The organism is Marinobacter sp. AN1, assembly GCF_026013985.1.
GTDB classification, from domain to species: domain Bacteria; phylum Pseudomonadota; class Gammaproteobacteria; order Pseudomonadales; family Oleiphilaceae; genus Marinobacter; species Marinobacter segnicrescens.
On record NZ_CP110342.1, the window covers coordinates 871,689 to 896,445 of the forward strand.

Annotated in this window: 18 protein-coding genes and 3 pseudogenes; 7 read left to right on the top strand and 14 right to left on the bottom strand. The window is 51.9% G+C overall.

The window, feature by feature from the left end:
• Nucleotides 1-259: 259 nt before the first annotated feature.
• The 3 genes and pseudogenes from LJ360_RS03940 to LJ360_RS03950 form a co-directional block, all read right to left on the bottom strand.
• Entirely contained in the window at nt 260-1,438 is a 1,179-nt protein-coding gene (locus LJ360_RS03940; protein ID WP_264995324.1) for a glycosyltransferase, read from the bottom strand.
• Nucleotides 1,439-1,708: 270 nt separating this feature from the next.
• Nucleotides 1,709-2,973 (bottom strand): annotated as a pseudogene (gene wecC / locus LJ360_RS03945) (UDP-N-acetyl-D-mannosamine dehydrogenase).
• Entirely contained in the window at nt 2,966-3,751 is a 786-nt protein-coding gene (locus LJ360_RS03950) for a UDP-N-acetylglucosamine 2-epimerase (protein WP_264995325.1), read from the bottom strand. The pseudogene wecC and the gene LJ360_RS03950 overlap by 8 nt, the downstream one beginning before the upstream one ends.
• Nucleotides 3,752-3,906: 155 nt before the next feature.
• On the opposite strand from LJ360_RS03950, the gene LJ360_RS03955 reads away from it, so the two are divergent.
• From LJ360_RS03955 to LJ360_RS03975, 5 genes and pseudogenes are all read left to right on the top strand, one after another.
• Entirely contained in the window at nt 3,907-4,881 is a 975-nt protein-coding gene (locus LJ360_RS03955) for a glycosyltransferase family A protein (RefSeq protein ID WP_264995326.1), read from the top strand.
• 433 nt (nt 4,882-5,314) lie between these two features.
• Nucleotides 5,315-6,004 carry a hypothetical protein gene (locus LJ360_RS03960; RefSeq protein ID WP_264995327.1) on the top strand — a complete coding sequence of 230 codons (690 nt, stop codon included), beginning with the start codon at nt 5,315-5,317 and terminating at the stop codon, nt 6,002-6,004.
• Nucleotides 6,001-6,705, top strand: a complete 705-nt coding sequence (locus LJ360_RS03965) for a hypothetical protein (protein WP_264995328.1) — start codon at nt 6,001-6,003, stop codon at nt 6,703-6,705. The genes LJ360_RS03960 and LJ360_RS03965 overlap by 4 nt, the downstream gene beginning before the upstream one ends.
• Before the next feature lie 339 nt (nt 6,706-7,044).
• A protein-coding gene (locus tag LJ360_RS03970; protein WP_413774394.1) for an IS3 family transposase occupies nt 7,045-8,192 on the top strand; the annotation gives its coding sequence in 2 pieces (ribosomal slippage) (nt 7,045-7,306 and nt 7,306-8,192; 1,149 coding nt in all).
• Nucleotides 8,170-8,496: pseudogene (locus LJ360_RS03975) on the top strand (integrase core domain-containing protein); the annotation flags it as partial. The gene LJ360_RS03970 and the pseudogene LJ360_RS03975, both read left to right, overlap by 23 nt.
• Nucleotides 8,497-8,560: 64 nt before the next feature.
• Here the strand turns inward: LJ360_RS03975 and LJ360_RS03980 are convergent.
• The 9 genes and pseudogenes from LJ360_RS03980 to LJ360_RS19980 all read right to left on the bottom strand — a co-directional run.
• A complete protein-coding gene (locus tag LJ360_RS03980; protein WP_264995329.1) occupies nt 8,561-9,502 on the bottom strand; it encodes a glycosyltransferase in 942 nt (313 codons plus the stop codon).
• On the bottom strand, nt 9,495-11,198 hold the full coding sequence (locus LJ360_RS03985; protein ID WP_264995330.1) for a hypothetical protein: 1,704 nt from the start codon (nt 11,196-11,198) through the stop codon (nt 9,495-9,497). The genes LJ360_RS03980 and LJ360_RS03985 overlap by 8 nt, the downstream gene beginning before the upstream one ends.
• Before the next feature lie 98 nt (nt 11,199-11,296).
• Nucleotides 11,297-13,897, bottom strand: a complete 2,601-nt coding sequence (locus tag LJ360_RS03990) for a hypothetical protein (protein ID WP_264995331.1) — start codon at nt 13,895-13,897, stop codon at nt 11,297-11,299.
• Between the two features lie 176 nt (nt 13,898-14,073).
• Nucleotides 14,074-14,844, bottom strand: a complete 771-nt coding sequence (locus tag LJ360_RS03995; protein WP_320108783.1) for a 7-cyano-7-deazaguanine synthase — start codon at nt 14,842-14,844, stop codon at nt 14,074-14,076.
• Nucleotides 14,845-14,993: 149 nt separating this feature from the next.
• Complete coding sequence (locus tag LJ360_RS04000; RefSeq protein ID WP_264995332.1) at nt 14,994-16,343, bottom strand: phenylacetate--CoA ligase family protein; 1,350 nt, start codon at nt 16,341-16,343, stop codon at nt 14,994-14,996.
• 2 nt (nt 16,344-16,345) lie between these two features.
• Nucleotides 16,346-16,942 (bottom strand): acyltransferase, encoded by a 597-nt coding sequence (locus tag LJ360_RS04005; RefSeq protein ID WP_264995333.1) that lies wholly within the window; start codon nt 16,940-16,942, stop codon nt 16,346-16,348.
• A 454-nt stretch (nt 16,943-17,396) separates the two neighbouring features.
• Nucleotides 17,397-18,854: an oligosaccharide flippase family protein gene (locus LJ360_RS04010; protein ID WP_264995334.1), complete on the bottom strand. Its 1,458-nt coding sequence runs from the start codon at nt 18,852-18,854 to the stop codon at nt 17,397-17,399.
• 1 nt (nt 18,855) lies between these two features.
• The gene (locus LJ360_RS04015; RefSeq protein ID WP_264995335.1) at nt 18,856-20,283 is read right to left on the bottom strand and encodes an exosortase/archaeosortase family protein; all 1,428 of its coding nucleotides are present in this window, start codon (nt 20,281-20,283) and stop codon (nt 18,856-18,858) included.
• Between the two features lie 260 nt (nt 20,284-20,543).
• Nucleotides 20,544-20,624: pseudogene (locus LJ360_RS19980) on the bottom strand (PEP-CTERM sorting domain-containing protein); the annotation flags it as partial.
• A gap of 84 nt (nt 20,625-20,708) precedes the next feature.
• Here LJ360_RS19980 and LJ360_RS04020 point away from each other — a divergent pair.
• Nucleotides 20,709-21,227: a transposase gene (locus LJ360_RS04020; RefSeq protein WP_264995336.1), complete on the top strand. Its 519-nt coding sequence runs from the start codon at nt 20,709-20,711 to the stop codon at nt 21,225-21,227.
• A 229-nt stretch (nt 21,228-21,456) separates the two neighbouring features.
• Here LJ360_RS04020 and LJ360_RS04025 read toward each other — a convergent pair whose 3' ends face one another.
• Nucleotides 21,457-22,758 carry an IS1380-like element ISMaq3 family transposase gene (locus tag LJ360_RS04025; RefSeq protein WP_011784498.1) on the bottom strand — a complete coding sequence of 434 codons (1,302 nt, stop codon included), beginning with the start codon at nt 22,756-22,758 and terminating at the stop codon, nt 21,457-21,459.
• 119 nt (nt 22,759-22,877) lie between these two features.
• Here LJ360_RS04025 and LJ360_RS04030 point away from each other — a divergent pair, with 119 nt between their 5' ends.
• Nucleotides 22,878-23,852, top strand: a complete 975-nt coding sequence (locus tag LJ360_RS04030) for an IS3 family transposase (protein ID WP_264995337.1) — start codon at nt 22,878-22,880, stop codon at nt 23,850-23,852.
• Here the strand turns inward: LJ360_RS04030 and LJ360_RS04035 are convergent.
• Nucleotides 23,849-24,361, bottom strand: a complete 513-nt coding sequence (locus LJ360_RS04035) for a hypothetical protein (RefSeq protein WP_264995338.1) — start codon at nt 24,359-24,361, stop codon at nt 23,849-23,851. The two genes, LJ360_RS04030 and LJ360_RS04035, sit on opposite strands and share 4 nt — an antisense overlap.
• Nucleotides 24,362-24,757 lie beyond the last annotated feature (396 nt).

The window sequence follows — 24,757 nt, forward strand, 5'->3', positions numbered from 1 at the left end:
GTGCAAAGTATATACAATTCTACCCATTACGTACGTCCGTTTAGGGCGAAGGTGAGCAACCAATCTGATTGAAATAGACAGCTTTCCAGGTTTTTGAATCGGTGATCGCTAAATCGGATCGAGCCTTCAGGTCTAACGATGATGGTTTATAATGCATGGTCTATTCAATCCTTAGATGCTCTGAACTCTTAGTTAGCAGAGTCCTTTGTCAATACTGCTTAAATATTGCAGGCATGCCGTTCTTATGTTTCACGAAAGGTCATCGTTTAGTTAACCGAGTGATGGCATTTGCCAGTGTCTGGGAGATGTCCTCAATTAGGAACATCTTCCGGTTAGGGTACTCTTCCTGAATCTGTTTGCCTTGTCTCAGCTCTGCGGCTTTTTCCGATAGATAATGCTCAAGTTCATTGGTGGAGTCTAACCCGATGGATCTGCCTAGCTTATACTTTTTAACCAGCCGGTCCAATGCGCCAGCCTCTGGGGTGAGGTGTAAAATTGGGCGGTTGATCGCTAAGTAATCGTAAAGCTTAGATGGAATCTGAGTTTTCGTGCCCGATTGTATATTGACCACTATGTCAGCTGCGGCAAGCATTTTAAGGCACGCCCGATAGGGCTTGGCTGGCTCAATTATTAAAAAGCCGTTTTTAAGCAGGTCCGAGTAGGTTTGCCGTATGTCATAACTTAAGGAGATATCACCGATTTGGGTGAAAACGATTCTCTGGCCTGTCCCTTCTAGAGTCTCGTTTACTCTACGCAAGGCATCTAACAAGGGGGCCGGGTCCCGCACACCATAGAGAAAACCGGCATGGATTAGGGATAGCGTGTTTGTATCCCGCTCCATCGGTGAATCCTGTTTGATCTGTTCGAAATCGCGCTGATCGATACCGTTGGGCATAACAAAGAACTTATTTCGGTTCAGCTCCGGATATCGTTGAAGAAATTCCTCCATTAAGGCCTCTGTGTTCAGGGAAACCGCCGCAGCATGGTTTACGACCTTTTTCTCGAGGCTCGAGCTCCAGCGGTCCAGAAGTTCGCCCTTCGACTGGTGAAAAGGGTTATTGATCCATGGGTCCCGGAAATCGACTACCAGAGGTGTTTTAGTGGTTTTGCTGACCAGATAGCCGGTAATCAGGCTAGACCAGGGGGATCCGGTGGCAAATATCACCTCCAGGTTGCACTGACGAACAAGTTTCCGCCCTTTCAGGAAGGCGGGAATAATCCAGGGCCCGGCTTGATCGGGGAAATAACATAGGTTGTAGATAAAATCTTTGAACCTCTGGCTTCGGCTGATCGCAGTGGAGTCAGTCGTACTTTTAAAGTTTGATTTTGCGGTCGTATCTGCGTTCAGCGTCTCGCCGGACTGATTGTCTTTGCCTTGCAGACGACGCAAGCCACTGCGAATAACAAGCAACAACCGAAAAACGTCCCAGCTAGCCACTCGGTGAATTTGTTCTCCGTTCACCGGTAGGGCAATATGCGCCAGGGCATCTTTTTCCGGCGTTACCCCTGCAGGGTCGTTAGAACATGGCGTTCTCCGTTACCCAAGTTGCGGATGAATTTAACCGTGCGCATGCTTCCCGGAACACCCGTGCTTTCCGTGGGCGGGTAAAAATAGGCAATGAACAGTACTCTCGTTCCTTGAAGATCAGCGGGATTTTCGGCCATCTGGTTATTATCCTTTATGTAGGTGCAAAATACTGCAAAGAACTCAGCCCGTCAGACCAACGGTATCAATAAGATGTCTGGCGCTGGTTAAGCGATCGCGATACTTGATAAATGGGCTATGTCGCACAAGTACACAGACAATATCGGCATTCTTCAACGCCTCTTCAATGGAAACCTGGCGGATATATTCACCAGTCAGGCTTACAGGAAGTTCCTTTGTATTTGGTTCGACCACCAGTACCTGGCAGCCCAGGTCCGCAATATTATGGGTAATTTTGAGTGCGGGACTTTCCCGAAGGTCGTCAATGTCAGGTTTGAAGGCAACGCCGAAGCAGGCAACCCGAATGTCACGCCTGGTTTTAGCCGGCGCCTCGGAATGGAGCTTGTCAACCGCCTGACGGACTTTGTTTAATACCCAGTTGGGTTTGAAGTCGTTTGCTTCCCTGGCAAGTTTGACAAGCCTTGCCTGTTCAGGGGCGCTGTCGACGATAAACCAGGGGTCAACTGCGATGCAGTGTCCGCCTACACCAGGGCCGGGAGTCAAGATGTTGACCCGAGGATGCCGGTTGGCCAGTTCAATCATCTCCCAGACGTTAATATCGAGATAATCGCAAATCAGTGATAATTCGTTTGCAAACGCAATGTTCACATCACGGAAACTGTTTTCCGTGAGCTTTGCCATCTCAGCTGTGCGAGCTGTGGTGGTAATGCAGTCGCCTTGCACCACCTGTTTATAGAGTTTACGGGCGGCATCAGAACATCGTGGGGTCATCCCTCCGATGATTCGGTCATTCTCCACCAGTTCCCGGACAACCTGCCCTGGGAGCACGCGCTCCGGACAATGAGCAATACGAATATCGGAATCCTCTCCGTAGGTTTGGGGAAAGGTAAGGTCAGGCCTTTCTTCTGCGAGCCAGTGAGATACGAGTTCGGTCGTACCGACCGGCGATGTGGACTCGAGCATCACAAGGTTCCCGACTTCAATGTTGGCGCAATCGCACGGGTACCTGCCTCCACGTAGGCAAAGTCCGGTATCTTGTCATCCTTGGATAGTGTTGGTACGGCGATCAGGAACGCATCGGCGGGTTCAGGGCGGGTGGCCGCTCTCAAATAACCCTCAGTAACCGCAGCTCGTACCACAATGTCCAGGGACGGTTCGACAATATGAATGTTGCCCTGGTTGATGATATCAACCGCTTTTCGGTTTATATCGACACCCAGTACCCGAATTCGCCGTGAGGCAAATACTGCGGCTGTAGGAAAGCCAACATAGCCAAGACCCATGACAACAATGGCGTGATCACTCATATTGGAATCGTCCTTTTATTCGCGGGTGTTCATGCCTGGGCGTTCTGTGATGGGGTAAAAAGCGCCGTGACGATCCGGCCACATGCTTTGCCGTCACCATAGGGGTGCGTGTAAGACTCATGGTCACATTGGCCGAGTCGTTGGTCAGCATCTCACTGATGGTATTGTTAGTTGCGTCTCTACAGGAGCGTTCCTCTTTTTCAGGGTCCTGGTCGGCATTGTTATCAATCCGCTGTGCCACCGCCAGAAGTGCATCAACAACGGTGTTGTCGATTTCTAATATTGAGTGACCGGGTACGTCTTCAATGAGCAAGTTCTGATCAGAGGATTCGGTAGGGGCGAGGAGGAGGGTAGCCTGCGCGACTGTGAGCTTCCGGTTGCTTCCGTCCTGCCAGAGCGAGTACAGATTACTAACGGTCACCCCGGACTCATCGTGGCCTAAAGGGATTTTTTGATAATAAGCCGCGAGGCTGGCGGCGAGCGTAGTCGACGTATCACTATAGACCAAAACGATATCGGGACGGAACTTCCGAATGACCGATTCGACCCCGGTAAGAATCCGGCTGGTGATTGCTGCGAGTGTATGACCGGGTTTCATGAGATTAAGGTCGAAATTGTCGCGGAGCCGAAACAAATCGAGCACTTGGTCGAGCATTTCCCGGTGTTGAGAGGTAACACAGACTTGGGATCCAAAGCAACTGTCGTCAGTCAAGCTGAAAGCGAGACGGGCCATTTTGATGGCCTCCGGGCGACTGCCGAAGATTGTGCGCAATTTCATCAATTTCCTTCCATGGATAACGACAGCGTGGTGCGTTTATGGTAAAAAAAGCTTATCAGAGAATTCGTTCTGACTGTATAGATAGCCCCAGAGTTTGACGTGTAAATTGGTGGTTTACATACCGAAGCGGCCTCGAAAGGGTGAGGTAGACAAGGATGATTGAAATCTACAATGGTGAAGACCTGACCGTGGTCATACCAGCCCACAACTGTGAATGCTATATCAGGGAGGCACTCCAAAGCATCGAGCTCCAGACGATTCGCCCTGGTCAGATCATCATCATAGAAAATGCATCGAGTGACGGCACCCGAGAGTGCCTTGAAGGTTATGCGGAGACGAGTGATCTACCACTGAAGATTGTCTACACAGACTGTCCAGGAGTATCCAATGCTCGGAATATTGGCTTCTCACTAGCGGAAACTGAGCTTATAGCTATGCTAGATGCTGATGATCTCTACGAGCCGGCGTTCCTTGAGTTGGCGCTTAAAGCATATAACGTCATTCCTGACCTTGTGTTATTTTTTGGCAATCGAAAGCCTTTAAAAAACGGCAGTGTGATGGACGAACCCTTCTTGGAAAATACACGGCTGAATGATATTTCGTTCGACGAAGTATCTGCAGATATTTTGAAGATATCCGAAGGCTTATTCAGTCATCTGGTATACGGAAATTTTATTTCTTGTAGCGGTGCTGTCGTGCGTCGTAGTGCTGCGTACGCAGCGGGATTATTTTCCATATTTCTTATCGCAAGCGAAGATAGGCACTTCTTTAGCAAATTGGCTTTACAAGGAGAGTCAGCCTATACTTTGGTGCCAACACACCTGTATCGAGCGCATGACTTAAGCAGAACAGGTAGCTCAAGTTGGTTAGATATCCAGAAAAATAGCTTGTTATGCCTTAAGTCATTGCGTCTAGAGTCAACTGGCTGGCGATTAATGAAGCACGAGCGTGATGCTCTGAATAAAGCATATGATCGAGCCCGGAAAGATTTTTTTTACATTGCTTCCGAGCACGGCATCAGAAAATTCATAAATTCTCGATTGTGGGCTCGTCAATCCGGAATCCGTGTTCTGGATAATCCTTGGTTCTGGATAAAGGCCTTGAAGAATAGCTATTTAAATCGATTATAATTTAATGTGGCCTTGTTTTACTAACGCCTAAAAGCTGACCGTAAGACATTTTAGAACTATAATTTTTTTCAAAATGAAGGTTTAGTGTTTCAATTTAGATGAAAATATACTGAGTTGTACTTGTTCGACTTGCGCTATTTTGTGAATGAGAAAAAACCTTGGGATAGATAAAACGCAGAATTTCAACATTGGTGCTTTTCAAGCAGTCTTTAACATTACGAAACAAAAATCAAACAGATTAATTTGTGTCAATATTTTATTATTGAAAATCGGTATATCCGATAGTGGCATGGCTTGAGAGAAGCTCCATGAAGGTGTGTCGAAATTTGGTGAATCAGTAATTCATGATAATTTAATGCGGTAGTCGTATTGAATGCTTTTTAGGGTTATTGCTAAAAAATATATCACTGAGGGTTTGGAGATGGAGAAAATAATGCAACTTTTTTTTGGTGCTCCCTTTGCCGTCAGGGAAGCAATCGGTAAGTGGAATGTTCGTCGTGACTTCACGTCCGGCTATCTTCAATTCATTTTTATGTTGATAATACCTTTTTCAGTATCGGTAAATGCAGAAGAAATTAGCTGGCACCAGAGTCTTGACAGTCAGTTTGATATTGTAGAAACATTTGATCACCTTCAAGACTGGAATCCATTAAAAACTGGTTATCATTATCATGGTCAAGATATGCCCAAGCGGGAGGATGGTGCTAGGGGGATGTGGACCAATTATTCTAACGACCGTCTGATTTTCGCTTACGAGCTGGTATCTGGCGAGTTTAAAGTTGACGATGACATTTTGTTCGAGAATTCTGGCATCAACGCCCGTATAATTCGATTTCATGAGGAGGACGGGAAAAAGTTCATCCAGATTGGAAGAGCCATCGACGGGGTTTCCGTGGGTGATAAGTTTTCGACCTCATCTGGGGCGAAAGGTATTGTTGACTATATCCCAAAATGGATTGGTGACCATGGCAAATATACTTTGGGCTCCGGTAAGTCGTTAGCAATCAATTATAATGATTTTAGTGGTGGGGTAGATGGATTTGGACCATCTCGCCTCGGAGTCTTTTTGGGGATGGCGAGACGGGCAATAGTGGCTACAAAAAAATTCATGTTTTCTTTATGATTCGATTTAGAGATGGTTTCTTTTGGAAAAATGAAAACCGTGATTATGCATGGGTAGGCACATTGAAATTGTTTCACCTTTCCAGCGGGTTTACTGCGATAGATCATTATGGTACCTCTGACGAATATCAAACATTAGAGGATACCCCTCAAACAAAACGAGAATATGGAACAAATGCAACAATTGTAAATGTCGGTGGTGGGGGACTTTCTTCACCGCGCGATCTTTTTCTCGTGGAATCAACATTTGTGTCCGAACTAAAATCATCGGGCTGGGGAAAAACCGCTATACAAGCGGGGCGGGCTATGAGTAAGTCGGCCTCTGCCAGCTTTTCAGATTTATATGAGCGAGACGAATGGATTGGGGTAGAGTTGGTGTCAGATTTGGGTGACGTAGGTGAAGCAAATGGTAGCACCCAAGTCTATCTTTACTCCCAAAAAGGTGAGCAGATAGGTTATTGGAGTGCCTTCAACTATAACAAGTTACGACATTTTGATCATAAGTATAATAAGTTTGTATTTGGGGGGAATAGGTTGTGCTTTAACTATGGCAGTTGCCAGGAGGGGTTGGATAGTCGCTATTACGTTGATGATTTCATCATTCATGGAGATAGAATTGCGCCAACTTATTTTGAGCTTAAAAGCCGTAAAGGTTCGAATGATTTAAAACCAAATCCGCCCGAAAATATAAATATAAAGTGATATCATCTGTTTGGCTTGTGGCAGTGGTCATCTCGAAGCATGCCGGCTCACGTTCAAATAGAACGACTGGATTTCCACGCAACCATATTTGCCTTTGCCGGGATGGTGGGGCTGCTGGAATGGGGCTAAGGCCATAATCACGGTACTGCCTCGCGCAAAGTGGGCTGAAAATGATCTTGCCCTGAAGATGCCGAGCATAACTGACATCCGTTTAATGATGTGGTGTACTGCTTAGATGTGGTGACGGCAGCCTTTGAGGTGAGTCGGAGTGTAATCCCCCCAGAAATTAATCGAGGTTTTGAGTAGAGACTTTTACAATGATCGCAGAGGGAGCGACGGATGAAGAAGTCTCGATTCACCTACAGCCAGATCATAGCCATCCTGAAGCAGCACGAAGCCGGAGTCCCGGTGGCTGAGCTGGCACGGGAGCACAATGTCAGCACGGCGCTGATTTATCAGTGGCGTTCGAAGTTTGGCGGCATGGATGCATCGATGATGAAGCGCCTGAAGGAGTTGGAGGCTGAGAATGCCCGCCTCAAGAAGATGTACGCAGAAGAGAGGCTCAAGGCCGAGCTTCGTCAGGAAGCCCTGGAGGGAAAGTTGTAAGGCCATCTCAACGCCCGGAGATGGCCAGAAAGGGCGTAGCCAAGCATGGCATCAGTATCCGATTGGCCTGCGTGGTGTATGGGATCAGCGAGACCTGCTATCGCTACCTGGCGAAGCTCAGTGGCGAGAACGCTCTGGTGGCTGACTGGGTGTTACGGCTTACCCAGACCCACAAACGTTGGGGCTTTGGCCTGTGCTTTCTATACCTGCGCAACGTGAAGGGCTACACCTGGAATCATAAGCGCGTGTATCGTATTTATCGGGAGCTGGAGCTGAACCTACGCATCAAGCCCAGGCGAAGAATCCAGCGGGATTACCCGGGTGAGTTGGATGTTCCGACCGCACCCAACCAGGTCTGGTCGATGGACTTCATGAGTGATCAGTTGGTCAGCGGCAAGACGTTCCGGACATTCAATATGATCGACGACTACAACCGGGAAGGCCTGGGCATTGAAGTCGACTTATCACTACCCGCACAACGGGTGATTCGCGCTCTGGATCAGATCATGGAATGGCGTGGCAAGCCCGCCGCCATTCGCTGTGACAATGGGCCAGAATATATCTCGCAGTCACTGATAAACTGGGCCAACAGAAATCGGATTAAACTGATCTACATCCAGCCGGGTAAGGCCACTCAGAATGCCTACATCGAGCGCTTCAATCGGACCGCACGGCATGAATGGTTGGATTTGCATCAGTTCGAAAGCATTGCCCGTGCTCAGCTATTAGCGACCCAATGGCTCTGGCAATACAACAACGAACGGCCAAACACGGCTATTGGAGGAATACCCCCATCCAGGCTGCTGGAGGTAGCTCAACGTCTACTCAAAACAGCGTTTAAAAATGGGGGGATTACACCCGGCCAGATTGCGAATGGATAACGGCCCGGAGTTCATCTCCATCGCCCTGGCAGATTGGGCGGAACAGCACGGCATATCGCTGGAGTTTATTAAGCCAGGGAAGCCGACTCAGAACTCTTACGTGGAGCGCTTCAACCGAACTTACCGGGACGAGATCCTGAACATGTATGTCTTCCGGAATCTCACCGAAGTCCGGCAACTAACCGAATCGTGGATGGCCGAATACAACGACGAGCGTCCCCACGATTCACTGGAAGACCTGACGTCATGGGAATATCTGGCGAAACACCAACGGACGGAAAACTCTAATCAACGGTGCAACTAAAACAGGGATGTTTACATACTCTCTGTATAGTCACTTTTGAGGTGTCCGTACAACCGGGGCTAGTTCACTTTGACCGCCTTTTTATCCCTTTTAGAATTCCTGCGCTCCTTCCTAAAAGATAAGAAAAATCAACGAGGTAGATCTGCGGGAGGTTTTTTAGGTGATGCCAGGTATTGGCGCGTCGGATCCTTTTTGTAGAAAATATTAGTGGTATTATTGCCGCTATAAGTGCGGTCAAGAAAGCAATCCTTGGGCTAAAGGGGAGTGATATTGAGGCCAACAATAATAGCGTCAGAAATGTGGCGGTTAAAATGAAGGTTGGGTCAAAAATTGATTTTTGAAGGTCCTTAATGTAGTTCTCTGAATGCCATATTTGTCGCTGGATAAAGTCCCGGTAACTTGTCGCGTTACCTAAGTGGATCACGGACATTTCTCTTTCGATCGACACCAAAAAACCTTGTTTCCTGAGCGTTGCAGAGAGCTTACTGTCCTCCCCGGAAGTGACGGATTCGTCGAAGCCACCAACTTCGAAAAAATCAGACGTTGCGATCGCAATACTGGCACCAATTAGGTCTCTCGGCAGGGTTGCCCCCTCGGTTCCGTTCAGGAGCCAATACTTCTCGATAGGTTTGGGGTTCTGTGGCAACTCACATCCGCCGCCCAGCACGAGCCCTGGCTCGGAACTTATTTTGCCCGCAGCATAGGTGATCCAGTCACTGGGTGCTATACAGTCACTATCGATAAATAACAGAACTTCCCCTCGTGCGGCTTTCGCACCAGCATTTCTTACCCTGCCTACCGGGCCCTGAGGTTCGTCAATGACCTGCACGCCCAGCTGACGAGCGATCTTCGGCGTCGCGTCCGTAGAGTTGTTATTAACGACGATCGTTTCATAACGCGAGTCAGGATAGTCTTGCGCCAGGATGCTGGTTAGGCATCTCTCGATATAGTCTTCTTCGTTGTGAGCGGGGATTACAACGGTTACATACGGGACGTCGTTATTCACGATTTGACCTCAGGTTCAAATAGTAATCGACGGTTTTGATTTTACAGAGCATATCAAGGGTCGAGCCGGCGTCGATGCCGCGGGCGGGATTGCGGGCGATGACTTCCTTCATACGTTCTTTTGACCAGAGGTCTGACGTCAAAGAATCAATGATTTCGGGGAAGACATCTTGCGTATAGAGGTGCTCATAGTTGAACCAGCCAAGGCGGGGTTTGTTCCTGTGAAGGGCCTCGGAAGTTCGCTCTATGAGAATTCTCAGAATCCTGGACAACTCCTGGACGAGGATGGAGCGCCTGGCCTTTGCGAGGGTGGCGGCCATTGGAAAATCCAGAAGGGCCGGGTTCAGTTGCCGAATGACTTTTTGGCTGACCTTGTTGTGGAGCCTTGATCTGAACGGGATCGCGTAAGCCAGGTTCAGAAGGTCGGGGTGGCTGAGTGGTGAGTAGTACCCGATTGATCCGCGCGCCATGGCGGGTTGTTTCATCATGTATTGCCGGCTGACGTGCTCGAAGTTGAACTTTTCGATGGCAGTCGCAAAATCCTCGTTATCTTCCATATACTCGTCGAGTGCGTCATGGAGCTGTTGAGTCGTCTGTCTCCGGGTTCCCGTGAAAAGTTCGTGACCCGCTTTGCTTGTGAACCAGAAGGTCTCAGGAATCGTCAGCGCATTCCTGAGGTCACGGGTGATCTTGTCTTTGGAAATTAAAGCCGGGCTCAGCAGGTGAAGTGAGTTTATGACTTTCTGCCACCGGTTGCCCATACTGGGGAAGCCATTGTGGCCGCCAACCCGTGCGCCGATGACGCCGCTGGTGATCGGTAAATTGTAGGCCCTGGCGATTAATCTGCTCGATATATGCCATATTGGCCAAAGGCAATGTCCGTTTATCTCCATTATTTCATCGAGCAATCGATTGTTGATTTCAAGATTGCGAATATCGGTAAAGAGATGATCCTTGCGGACCTGTCCGGTAAGCTTTTTCGCGATCGTTGTCTCCCTGCTTGAGAGATCGCCGTGAGTGTACGCTGCGGCAACGGGTGCGGTCTCTGGTGCCAGAATGGTTCTGGAATCCCAGCCAGCGGACATCATCAGCACCATACTGGGATAAGATTCCAAGATCTCCGAAAAGCGGTGTGAAAACGAAGATATTATTTCTGCCTCGTCCTTGTTCAGCCCTGAGGTATCTTGCGGGGCATAGTAGGCTTCGCTGATATCAGGGCCATCGACCTCTACTGACAGTGTCTGATATGGGCGCGTTTGTTTAACATCTTTGAAGAACGTACGGGTCTTTAACGTGTAGCCATGGGTGAGGAAGCACTGGATGGCGGTCCAGTCGGGCTCGTCTTCTTCTCTTACCAGGTTGTCGAGCCGGTTGGATAACAGAATGGACCCTGGCTCTATCCGGTAATAGAGGTGCTCGGCGCCGACCTCGTCGGCAACCACTTTGAGCGTTTTGTTGTCGGCTTCGTAGATTATGGATGTTCCATTGATCGGACGGGTGAAATCCAGCGCCTGGTCGTCCTTGCGCTCACCGAAAAACATGCTGAAGCCGGCGCCCCCCATTTCTTTGAAGACAATATAATGCTCGTTGGGCGCCTCCATTTTGACCTGAACGCGGTCGTCGGAATAGCAGGCCCCGGCAGCGTTTTCCGGCCTGGTGTCCGAGATGGAGACGACAAAAGAGTTCTGGCGCAGCATAGGGTTACCGGTAAAAGGGGATTCGCCAGGGGAGGGCGTTAAAGCCTGCCCCTGACGATCCGTTTGTTAGTGACAATTCGATCAACTACTGATTCGGACTAACGCCCCGCCAGGCGGGACGTCAACCAGGCTTTTTCCTTTGCGAGGTCGAGTTTACGCAGTCCGGAAAATAGCCGTCGTAACAACCGCGTAGAGGACGCTCTCCGGGTAAGCCGGGGTTGCTCGCCGAAGTCGTATTCCTTCAGCATATCCAGTTCGCCGGAATCAACCAATGGGCTTGTTGGCACCAGAACGGGACACGTATTCGGCCCCGTATTCTGTAGAAGGATGACCTGTATCCGGGTCATCTGGCATTCAGGCGAGTCTTTCAGATGGCTCGTTACGTAATTCAGCCATTTTTCGGCTGAACGCAGAAACTCGTCGGACCTGGCGGGAAGGAAACTCGCTGCCTGGAATAGCAGCATCGCTTTTCGGATATCCTGAGCCACCCAGGTGTCGTTCGGGAACTCGAGCTTCTCTGGCTGTTCAAGGAATGGTCTTTCATTAGCGCAGATCCAACCGGCATACGACTCCATGCAGGCGAGGGCATACCTGAAGGAGTCATCCCGTTGGCGAGTTAACCGCTTCATGTCCAGGTATCGAGCGAGGCTTGCAAGAAATATCAAATAGGACCAGGACGTCTCTGTGTCGGTCAGATTTCGTTCGGCGAGCTCGTCCGCTGGGTGCAAGGTGCTCTTGATGATTCTTTCCGCCCTTTTCATCCACTTCGACTCAAGCGTAAGCCAGTAAGCATCGAGCAGGGTATTGAGATAGTTCCCGGTACCACGGTTCAGCGCGTACTGACGGTCCGGCGGATTCTTTCCTCGGAGGGTTGCCTTCAAGTTGGGCAATTCCCGTCTTTTCGCCAGCTCCAGCTGGCCCAGAAAGGAAGGATCTCCCTCGCGTTGTGTCACAATCCAGTTTGCCAGCTCCAGAACCGCTTCGCGGGACGCGGAGCACCCGGTGAGAAAGTAGTGGTATAGCAAGCCAGTGGTATAGCAGTGCTGCTCTGCTGGCCCTCCCCCCGTCTGGCCGGGTGTTGAACTCGTGTCATTGTATTTTGAGAACGTACGATGGGTAGCGGTATGGGCTGGCAGGTAATGATCGGTGTGCCAGAACAGGCCATGGTTATATTCGGACCTGTCTTCGTTAGTATGGTAAATATCGATATCCCTGACATGACTCGCGAGGTCGTTCATGAGTTCATACCAACGGTGATCGCCGGTGGCTGCAAATTGTCGCGCAAACCCGTAGATGGGGTCATATTGATTGTTGTAATGCGATATCAGTGGAGGTTCATCGGGCGGCAGGTAGAGCGATTCGTGGTCCGCGAATAATTCTCCAAAGTGACGCCAGCCGTATTCATCAATGACTTCGCGCTTGGCAAAAAAGTTTGACTGGCCCTCCAGCCCAAGTTGGATCAGCTCATCCAGCGGGCCTCTGGGCGCGTCTGCAGTAAACCATGGCAAGGCCTGACTCTCCTGATACTGTTTCGCATCCAGCACTGGGGTCGTTGGAGCCAGTGTCCATGCCAGGGCGTCAGGGTAATCGCTGTAATGGAAATAGGCGGTCTGGGTTTTCCGCTCGCCGCCCTGCAGTTCGTATACCTCAGCGGTTTCGCCCGGAAACAGGCCAACGATCAGGCCGTTGTCTTGCACGCCGATGGAACTGGGGAAGTTTTGCCAGAAATTAGGAAGGGTAGCCTGAACGGTTGTTAACGGGGTTGCGACGCTAATGACCGGATTGGCTCGATTTCCAGACATTTGGATATGGTCACCAATGCGAAGACGATACCCCCTGAACCTGGTGGTGACCTCGCCTTTTGCGTTGACGTGGTTAAGACTGTCCCAGTGTTCGCCCCCGCTCGAATCCTGGTAGAGCGTGCCGTGTTTGCTATCCAGCTCGACTGCAGGCATTCCTGGTTCAGGCGTTACTCTTAGGTGCTCGATGTCAGCCAACTCAGCACGTATCTCCATTGACCTGAAATGTATGGAGCCCGGGTCGCCAAGGTCCCACAACCCACCGGGGTGACGGGCCCGTTTAGGGTTATGGAGGCAGGTCTGAACTTCGATTGTTTTGCTGTTGTGGTAAAAGGTGAGCCGGCAGTGGAATCGGGCCAAGCGGACGTCGTCATCGAGAAACCATCCCGTCTGTTGGCAGCTCAGACTCACAGGGCCGTGCTCTACAATCTCCCAGTCGGCATCGATAAGTGCCTGACAGCGCTTTCCTTCTTCGGTGGTCAAGGTGAGTTGATGACACGTAGCAATGCTGGTCTCGGTATGCACCCAGGTTGGCGAGTTTGCTGTCAGATTGAACCGGCAGGCGCCCGTATCAACAGCCAGGCCTTTGGGATCTCTTGTGCAGGTCAACAAAGAGGAGGATGAAGTCGGTGTTTCTCTGGAGCACAGTTCAAGTGTTCGTTCCGCTCCAGGCCCAAGATTGCCAAGAAACTGTAACTTGAGCCAACGGACGCTGCCGTCTGGCCAGCTCGCCATCGGGCTACTTTGGCAGATGATTTCGTCACAGCTCGCGGTATCCACCAGGATAACCTCTGCATCTGGCGAGAGATCCCCCTGCTTCAGCGGTATACCGAGCTGAAACGCTTCTCCTTCATGCCGGATCCCCTGTTCTTCCCTGAGGCGAATACTGATCGCTTCCATTTTGCTACCTACTGCCCTTTGTTGTGCGTGACGATACATTTGGCCACCAAACTGGAGGTTTGGACCTTCCTCTCCACCGCTAGGATTCTACTAATTCAAAGGCATTTTTAAAGAAGCTGCCTTCCATAGGCTGAGCATGCGTCAACGATAGAGTGGCTTTTCCATTACGATCAATATTAAAAATATTTTTCGCCGTATTTCAATTTGCTAAGAGTTCTGTGAAGCTTCGGATATGAAATTATCAATTTCTTAATCCTGTATCTAAATAATGATATTGTCGAGAAGCGGTACCGCAAGCCAGCTTCCAAGGTATGTATACACGGATTGCAAGATCCGCATGGTTGGCCTAAAAATGGTTGGTGGCAAAACCAAGTTTTATTCATTAAATCGTGTACTTCCCATTCTTTAGATTTCTTCAACATATCAAGCTTGGTTAATGACATGACAGGAAAAGAGAATTGCCCAAATAACGTTTGCAGATCGCGATCGGCATCATTGGCAATTATTCGGAAGCCATCATTGTCAATGTAAGTGTTCTGAAAATCCGGGAAGTTTGTCCTCTGATAGGAATCTCCATAATTAATAGAGAGCTCCAATTTATTTATGTTGTTCGCCTTTGCATAAGACGCAATTCCGACGTATTGTGATCCAATCCAGTCTTTGGCGAGCAGGCTTTTATGGGCTTGAGAAAATTCTTCGTATATAGATATATCAGACTGATCAATCGTCTTGATTTCTTCGATATGAGAGTTTTTGAATCTCGCGTTAACTTTTTGCCTGATATCGTTCATAACCTCAAGCTCTTTAGATAACGAACTTCGGTTCGAATCCAATATGTAGTGGGGTTGTATGATAGTGCCCGAACGTGCAAGCTCTAACACTCTGAAGGTGGAATCCCAACCTCCGGTCCATAGGACATCAACTGACGGGATGTTATTTTTATTCACGTAGTTCCCTCACTTAATATTCAGAAGCGATTGGTAGCGCCTCGCCACTGGTCAGACTCCCACGGCGAAGAGTTATCGGCCCCTGAGCCCAGCGAACGCCCCAGGCGCGCAGGATTGCTTGGCTCTGGGTTTCAGGCCCGGGATAGCAACTATTCATAAGCGCGGACCACGTTCTTGAATTTCCCGTTTTTTCCTCGCGGAATTTCGGGGACCCGCTCGATCGAGACGGATATCACCTGACCGAGCCTCTGATGAAGATTATCTCTGATTTTTGTTTCAGCTTCGTTCGAGTCCGTGCCTTTGATCACGATGTAGATCGAGCAGTGGTCAGGCGCATCCTGCACAATCTGCGCTTCTGCCAGTGCATTGATACCTTTGAATACATGGTCGAGGCGCCCGACTCTTCGTCCGTCCGGCAGCTCAATATAGTCATCGACTCGACCGTTAATTCTTGCCAGCGAATGAACGACCGTTGAACTCAGATAGTCCAGCGGCTCCGCCGTGTCGCCAATTTCATACCGGAGTAATGGCATTGCGCCGTTTGTCAGGGTGGTGGCCAGCAGCCGATGGTCGGTCGGTTCAGGGAGGACTTCTGTTATGCCGATGACTGGGTTAAGTCGATAGCTCTTATCTGCTTCCTGTCCGGCAAACAATACATACTCAGCAGTGCCATAGTAGTCGAATACCGGGCAACCGAAGACACTTTCGATCTTGTCTCGTTGCCAATCCAGCAAGGTTTCCGAGTTCGTTATGATGGCAGTGGGCGTGAACCCAGGCCTTGTGTTGGTCAAGAGGTAATAGTTGGCCAGGTCTGCAAGGGCCGAAGGATAGCCGATGAGCTCGGCAGGACTGAAACGATCCAGTTCCCTGGCATAGTCCGGAAATGTTGTGGCATTCAGGTGATAACTGGAGAATAGCCGTTGGTTTTCCGCCCGGTTAATCCTTGAGTAGGGCGGCCTGAGTCGGGAAGCAGGCTGAATCATCCTGCCAGCAAACGTTGCCCGGGGAGCACCGAACGGCACCCCGTGGGCTTCTTCGTGTTCGACGACCAACGCCATAGCAAGCTTGTAGGTATATTCGTTAACGTCCAGTTCGAGGGGCGAACCCGTGCTGCCGCTGGTGTGCTGTAGCATGAATCTCTCGCCCTTGCTTGACCGAAAGCTCTCCGGTTGCGCTTTCAGGGTGGCTTTGGTCAGTATGGGTAGTTTGGTGAGATCCTCGACACTGGTGAAATCATTTTCATGTAAGCCGTGACTGGCAAAGAGTTGCTGATAGTAGGGGACGGTCTCGCGACAGTGTTTTACCATCTGGTGCAGACGCTCAGCCTGATGGGCCAGGGTTTGATCCGGCGTCCAATCCCTTGACTCCCTCGCCAATCGGAGAGCGTCTTTATAGATTCCCGAATAGCGTTTCCGGTATAGATGCTGACCGTACGCCGTAACTAGCAGGTTCTGCAGCCATACAGGGGAGGCGTTGTAGACGAGCTCCTTTGCAGACATGGTCAATTGGCTCCTGCGGCTTTGTCGGCAGGATGGGCATCGTACCGGTTTCGGATGACCCGCGCAGGATTGCCGGCGACAATATCGCCAACGTCGTAAATCCGGGTAACAACCGATCCTGATGCAATGATGGTCTTGGCAGGCGTTGGTGCCATTATCACCGCCTGGTTACCAATCCATGAATCTGCACCAATCTCAATTTTTTCGAAGGTTCCGCCCTGCTCCTGAATGGGAACATCAAGGTCATTAAACTGGTGCTGCCGGCTGCCGCTCAGAATATGTACGCCACTACCGATCAGTGTGTTTTTACCAATCGCACACATTCCGATATTGCATTGCGGACCGATATAGACGCCTTGAGCGATACTCGTATTCCGGTGGGACAGTATCGTAAGAAACCCGATGGAAATGTCGTGTGACGTGTCGGGGCAGGACAGGTGATAGAAGCTTGCCCTGAGGTAAACGCCTGCCTTGCCAGGAACAAGGCTCAGCCCCTGAGAGAAGGAAGCAAAGCAGCTGTCGCTTTTGCCGAGCATGCTTACCAGCCGAAAGAGCAGGTATAGCGGCAACGCCAGCAGGAGAAAGCCAGCCTTGGCCACGCGCTTGGCTAGTGTCCTGGCTGTCATGACCGGCCTGGTCTGGTGTCTGAAGACAGGTTGGGTGATGGCACAGCCAGGTGCAACGGGTTGCAGCCGCTTCGTGCACACGCACTGATCGGGATCGCGTCGGTTCTCAGCATGCCAGTTACTTCCAATTCCCTATGTACTGACGAAGAATACTCTGCTTGGTAGTTACATAATGTCACATCCGAGGTGGTTTTTGCGAGTATTTGAGATCTTATCCAGAGGGTAGATTGCGAACTCCATCAGGAATAGCCATATCACCCTATCGTGTGCCTGACTGGCTCTGAAAGGGCGCTCTCCGCTCCATCCGGTATGTCGTCACCATCGCTGTCTGGATTGTTCGGGCTGAGACCGACGCCTTGTGTTCCATCGAAACCGGCAGTTAAAGGGGTGTAATTTATTCCGACAGGGGCTCATCTGCTACGGACTTTTAGTTTCGGTATTTTTCGATCATGGGACGGATAAGTGACATGAGCTGTTGCCACTCTGTTGTCTGGCGGAGGAACAGCATCGCAAGGGCTACCGTTGAGATCGCAGCCAGCAGGACAAAAACCGTGCCGCGCACCATAAGTTCCGCTAACGGCAGTTCCCATGGTACGTCCAGGCTGATGGTCACCAGGGCACTCGCAGTCGAGCCAAGGGCCGTCGGCAGGCAGAGTAGCAGCAGGTGCCCGGCACCGAACCGAGTCTGTCGCTGGAGAATGAGTAGCAGCGCCCCGGTGGTCGCCACGGCGAGCCAGCCGCGCGCCCAGGCCATTGTGTGAAGGCTGTCGGTAGCAAACCAGTACAGGATGGCCAGGATTATCGTTGTAGAGGCCAGGTCGAACCAGAACAGTCCCTTGACCTTGCCCTGTGCAATGATGGCATCGCTGACCAGCGAGAACAGGCAGAAGGTAAAGAAGAACAACCCGAAAGGCTGCAGCAGGGGCGCGAATTCTGTCCACTGGGTGCCCAATAGCACCCGCACAATCAGCTCCGGATAGAGCATGATGAATACAGTGATGGGCGTCAGCACGGTAATCATCAAGGCGAGGCTGAAGCTCACTCGGTACGCAAGGTTCGTGCGGGATTGCCGGCTCTGGGCGATAGCGGCCAGCAGGGGTTCACTCATGGGAATAATAGCGGACAGCGCTGGCAGCAGGCTTACCTCTCTTACCAGGTTGTAGCCGCCGAGAGCGGTCGTGCCGAAAAAACGGGACACCAGCAGGTTATCTACCTGAGAACGGGTAAAACCGACAATTCCCCGCAAAAGGAGCCACTGAGAAAAGCCCCATTGTTGCCGAAAACGGCTGAGCGTCCACCGGGGGCGGTGACGGTCCACCCGGTACGAACCCACAGCGAGTACCGCCGCCGAGACGAGATTGCCGGCAATGATGGCCCAGTGGCTGGGGTCGATGAACGCAATGGTGATTACTGTCATGAATGACAGCCCCTTCTGCCAGAGCGTGAGCCGGAACAGGGGGAGGTAGTTGATCTCCCGTGCCAGGCGCATCATGCCTGGTGTTCTCAGTGCACGTATCGGCAGGGCTAAGGCGGCAACCGCCAGGGCCGCGGTCAGGGCAGGCTCATCGAACCACCGCGCCAGGGCAGGAGAGCTCGCAATAACCAGTACCGCCAGGGAGGACTTGATCAGGATATCCATGCTCCAGGCGGTATCAAGGTCTTCGTCGTCGAGGGTTTCTTTTTGAACGATGTATTGCCGATTGCCGGTTTCCACCAACAGTTCGAAGAACTGCAAGGCAATGGTAACAAGCGCAACTATGCCGAAGTGCTCCGGCGCTAGCAGCCGGGCAAGGATGAGGGTGCTGATGATACCCAGCCCCCGTTGCACAACTTGAATGCCGAAAAGCAGGCCAGCACTCTTGAGTACCTTCAGGCTGGCCGACATTTCAGCGGGCTGCGTCCAGGGTCAGGTTGTCCAGTGCTGTCCTCACCCGCTCGACAGCGCTGTCGCAGCTCCGTGGTGCACAGATACCCTGCACAGAAATGAGCGCAAACCGGTTCTCACCGGACAGTGTCGCGGGTATCTGCAGGAGCTTGGCTTTGGTGTAGCTTGTCGTGGTGTAGGCGCCCACCTGGAATCGCTCGGCGATAACGACCTGGCGGCGTTCAGTCAGGTGCTGGTAAATGCGAACGTCACCTCCGTAACCTGCTTCCTGATCGGCGCGGAACCAGTTGCCGGGTACTCGTGGCGGCAGGTAGGGTACCAATTTGTCCCCTCGTTCGGTGTTGCGGGTTTGGGCCAGGGAAATCCAGGTGGTTTGTCCTGCACTCCATACTTCCTGGCTCAACGTCTCCGGTAAGGTTATCTTCAGTGGCAAAGCCTCCGGGTCTGTCTTTACGAAACCGGGTACAGCCAGGGCCCAGGCTGGACTGCCTGAGGCCCGTGAATGCGCCAGGCTGACACCCAGAGGCCCGACCAGGAACGCCGCAACAACCGCGACGAAACCCATTTTGAGCAAATGGGGAGGGGCGCCGTCCGGCGTCCCCTCGCGGCGTAGGACAGGTGCCAACCACATAATCGGAATGACAAAAGCTGCGTAGATAGCCCATCCGAAGGTTTCGTGGTCTGCTACCAGGCTACTTTCCATATCGCTTTGGTAGGCGATAACCACGAGGGCCGTTATACGAACCCAGTTCACCACCAAAGCAACGCTGGCGCCAACCGCGAGTGCAGCAACCCAGCCCCTCCAGCGAAAGTCATTGAGTATGGACATCATTATTGCCAACAGGAGGGAGATGGCAAAGTAGCGGATGCCGGAGCAACCATCAGCGATCACCAGGCGACCGTAGGGCAAGGTTATGTTGGCGCCTTCGATGAGTGCAGTGATGCCTATGCTAGCGACCAGCTTGGTAACCACTGCCGTCGCCAGAACGACAAGGTACGGCACCAGGTCCGACCATATAGGCAGGGACAACCCGAATAGCAATACATAGGGCAGAAAGCGCAGCATCGCCTTTGCCCCCAGAAGCGCCCAGGCCAGAGTGAGCAGACCCGCAGGCAGCATCAGGTAGGTGAGGGTGTCGATGCGAACCAGTTCCAGCAATGCCCAGGTGACTGCTGTCGCAATCAATGACAGGCTGCCGAGTACTGAGAAGCTACGTTGCGCCCGGTTTTCAGGTGGGGGTGGTGGGTGAATCAGCAGGAGTCCGATAAAAATGGCGAACGTGGGGAGCCCGTGGGCAAGCACCTGTTCCCATTTCAGCCATTCGCCGACCAACCGGAACCAGGTTGGCCAGAACAGCGCAATGGCTATGGCAGTTACTAGAAGATAGGGGCGTGCGAGGGGGAACTGATCCAGTGTTTTCCTTAACATGCTTCAACCAACTGCGTGCCTGGGTGGTGGTGCTTTGTCGACAAGCGGGGCTTTCCAGCCCTCCTGCTCAAGCACTCTTACTGTATCGGAAAATGATGATTGGTGCCGCCTGTTTTGACTATCTCTTGTTATCGTTCCGATTAGTTGGTGGTTATTTTTGAAAATTGCGGTTTAAGGCACTGTAAAAAACTTCGACAGGCTGAAGAAAGCCGGGCGGCAAGGCCCGGCTTTCTTTCATGCTTGACAGGTCTGACCAGAGGTCAGGCCCTGCGAAGACGCGCTGCACCGAGACCCAGGAGGCCCATTCCGAGAAGGGCCAGTGTGCCGGGTTCGGGGACACTAGCTTCGCCTTTCCAGATCACCCCCTGTGTCAGCCTAGTTGTCCAGTAGGCAGTTTTGCCTGAAACCACATCACAGGGGGCGGTATGGATGCACACATGCCACGCTATTCCGATGAACGTAAAGCGGCAGTTCTCAACAAGCTCTTGCCACCCCATAACCGGACCGTTGTCTCTGTCTCCGCAGAGGAAGGCATCTCCGATGTGACCCTGTATAGTTGGTTGAAACAGTGTCGACAACAAGGAATGCCTGTGCCGGGTAATCGTAACAATGGAGACGAGTGGTCTCCTGAAGCCAAGCTGGCTGCTGTGATTGAAACAGCGCCCATGTCTGAAGCCGAGCTCGGCGCGTATTGTCGCGAGAAGGGCTTGTACCCCGAGCAAATCCAGCGCTGGAAGGCGGGTTGCCTCCAGGGCGCAGGCATGCAGGTGGAAAGCGATAAGACCGCTCATAAGCAGCAGCGTGAGGCACGCAAAACTATCAAGAAGCTCCAGGCAGAAGTGCGTCGCAAAGACCGTGTACTGGCGGAAACGACCTCCTTGCTGGTGTTATCAAAAAAGCTCGAAGCCTTGTACGGCGAAACCCCGGACAACGAGGACAACTGACCTCGCTGGCTGAGCGTACAAGGCTGTTGCAGTACTTTGATGAGGCTGTGGCTGGCGGCGCCCCTAGCCCGGATTTCTCATAGTGCTCCAACAACCTTCGCAGACCAAGCCTGGTAGTGCCAGATCCGAGTGGTCATGGTCGAAGTTGGCGATTATTTAGCCAGTTTCCGGCATTCAGGCACAACTCCCCCTTTCCCCCATTGGTATCGGGCCGGGGGAGCCCGATTATCTACTGGGGCACCAAGCGCTGAACCAGTGCTGAGAGATCGTTCTTGTGTGGATAGCTATCACTCATCAACACCCGTATTCGGCGGGTGTTGCGGATGATGACTGCGCCAACCTTGATCAGCTTCAAGCGCAAGGTGCCGGCACTCATACGTTCGAAGGGCGTGTTTTTCAGATGCACCCGCAAACGCTCGAACAGGGTGTAGGCGAAGCCGGATAAGATCAGCCGCCACTGGTTGGTCCACCAGTGTGTGCTGGAGGTGCGACCGGCAAACAGATCCAGTTGTTGATCCTTGATCCGGTTCTCCATATCACCCCGTGCGCAATACTGTTCGTAGTAGAGCTTGAATCCGTCATCGTAGCGGGAGCTGATAACGAACCGGGGGTTCGGGCCTTGAGGGCCATATTCCAGGCGCGCAACCACCCAGCGTGGCTTATGCCAGCTTCGGGCTTTGTAGCGGAAGCGGAAGGTGCTGGCGAGCTTATGGCCATGAGCCTCGTAGTAGGTCCGGACTTTGTCCATGGCTGGGGCGGCAAGCGCCTCCAGCCGCTGGTTGCGGGCCATGCCTACGATGTAATCCACCTGGTTGCGATCGCACCAGGCCAGCAGTCGGGGCTTGCTGAAGTGGGAGTCGCCCCGGAACACGATCCGGGTCTGTGGCCAATACTCGCGAATAAATCGCACCAGCAGCGCCAGAATGGCCCAGCTGTGCCGGGCATCACCTCGATTGCTGGTGCGCAGATAGCTCACCAGCAAGTGCCTACCGCAGAAGACGTAAAGCGGGAAGTAGCAGTGATGGTCGTAATACCGGTTAAAGAACTTACCCGGCTGGTCGCCGTGCACCGGAATATCGGTGCCGTCAAAATCCAGCACGATTTCCTTGGGCGGCTTCTCATGCTGCTCGATAAAGTGGTGCCAGAGCAACTCATGCGCTTTGACAATGGTTTGCCGATCCATCGCCTGCTCCATTCGACAAAGCGTGGACTTGCCGGCCAGAGTCGAGGCATTCCCCGTGGCGGTTTGTAGTGCCTGATCAAAGCGAAGCGCTTCATGATCATTCAGATCTTCGTAGCCACCGGCCACACCGTAGACCCGTTGCCGGACCAGGGACTTGAGCTCATGACGAATCATCCGGGGATCCCGCTGGTCGGTCAGAGTCTCGGCCAGCCGTTGGGTTAACCGGTGTTGTTTGTCGACTTCGCGCAGTAACAGCAAGCCGGCATCGGAGGTGATATGGCCTCCGGAGAAGTCGGTTTCAATCTGGCGGCGGGAAAGTGGCGAGAAGGTCAGTTTTTGAGGTACCATTTTGGATAGCGGTTGTTGGTGTTGATTGATGGTGTAAGGTCCTGAAATTTTAACACTTTCAGCCGCTTTCTTTTATCCCCTCATGAGAAATTCGGGCTAGGCACAAGGCAGCCGAGCTCATGGGTCTGAGCGAGCGCACGGTAAAGCGCTGGCGACAAGCCGACGGGATGGTTACCCCGGATCGCCGGCCACTGGTCAAGCAGGCTGAACAGCCACATCAGCTGACGATTGCCGAGGAGGTTGCCATTCTGGCCACCTGTAATCAGACTGAATACCGCAGCCTGCCGCCTTCGCAGATTGTTCCTCAGCTGGCCGATAAGGGTGTCTACCTGGCGTCTGAATCATCGTTTTACCGGGTGTTGAAAAAGCATCAGCAGCAGAACCACAGAGGGCATATGAAGCCAAGGCGCAAGGTGCCGGAGCCCACCAGCTTTACCGCCACTGGCCCCAATCAGGTGTGGAGCTGGGACATCAGTTACTGCCCGTCGGCGGTTCGTGGTCAGCACTGGTACCTGTACCTGGTGCTGGACATTTACAGCCGCAAGATCGTGGCTTGGGAAATACATGATGCTGAGTCCGGAATGCTGGCAAAACAGCTCATCGAGCGCGCGCTGTTGCGCGAAGGTTGCTGGAACAAGCCACCGGTTCTGCACTCGGACAATGGGGCGCCTATGACGTCGCACACGTTACGTGCACGGCTGGCTGAACTGGGCATGCCGATGTCACACAGCAGGCCTCGTGTCAGCAATGACAACCCGTACTCAGAGTCGCTGTTCCGGACACTGAAATACTGCCCGGCCTGGCCATCAAAGGGGTTTGCCTCGTTGGTTGAGGGGCGCGACTGGATGCTGGCGTTCGAAAATGCGTACAACAACCATCACCTGCATAGCGGCATCAACTTCGTCACCCCGAGTGCGCGTCATACCGGAAAGGATCTGGAGCAATTGCAGCATCGTAAGCGGGTGTATGAGGCAGCCAAACGTCGGAATCCTCGGCGCTGGTCCAAGGCAACCCGAAACTGGAAGCCTGTGGGTGCTGTGTCACTCAACCCCGGCAAATTGCAGGAAATCGAGCTGAATAAATCGGCTGCTTAAACGCAGTAAAATGGACAACTGGGTTGAAAATTACCGATCACGCCAGTCGCAAAGTTTTCGCTATTTGTTACCCAGAAATTCAGTCGTCCATCGCCAGCAACGATAAAGGACTCCCCTAAAAGATCAAGCACATTTATGGCCTGTGTCCAAGGGGCTGCGATCGAGTAATCTTCTGAGTTAAAGATCGTTTCTCCTTTGCTCTTGATCATCAGGGTGTCATCGTACGATACATAGAGTGACGTGATGATGGCGTCAGTACCAGTCATGTTCAGGTCTTCTTCCCAAATTCGATATTCTGCGTTATCGACCCACCAGCTATCGAAATCCTGGATCCAGGCTGCTCCATCGAGTGGTGTCCCGGCTGGGTCAATATAGGTGTCAACGGTTTGGTCGGAAAGCTCACAACCCACGCACTCATCACCGAGGCTGGACATGAATGGCACAGCATGCGCCATGGAGGCGGTCATGCTGAGCAAGGCTGCGCCTAACATCAAATTTAACACTCTCATATTTTTTCCTTTTTCGTTGTGCAGTCCGGCAAAATGATTTGAAACAGAGGCTGCTTACGCCACTGACAGGGCGTGCCATTCAAAAATAAAGCCAAATCAAAAATACGACCTTAATATCAGTTACATGAATTGACCGGGCCGGCTGGAAAAAAGCGGTCGTTTGAGTATGTGTATAAGATATCGACACAACAGCTCTGGCTGGACGTGAGTGGGAGTCTGTCAGAACTAAAAAACCTGGAGCCCCGAGGGGCCTCCAGGTTTTAGTGTGCTCGAACGCATAGTTGGTGCCAGTGCCCGATCCCGTGCCTCCACAGTTTATATTATTGATGCTGAACGGTTCCCCGTCTGGCGTCAGCTCAATGATTTACGTTATCGAAAAAGGAAATTGATATGACG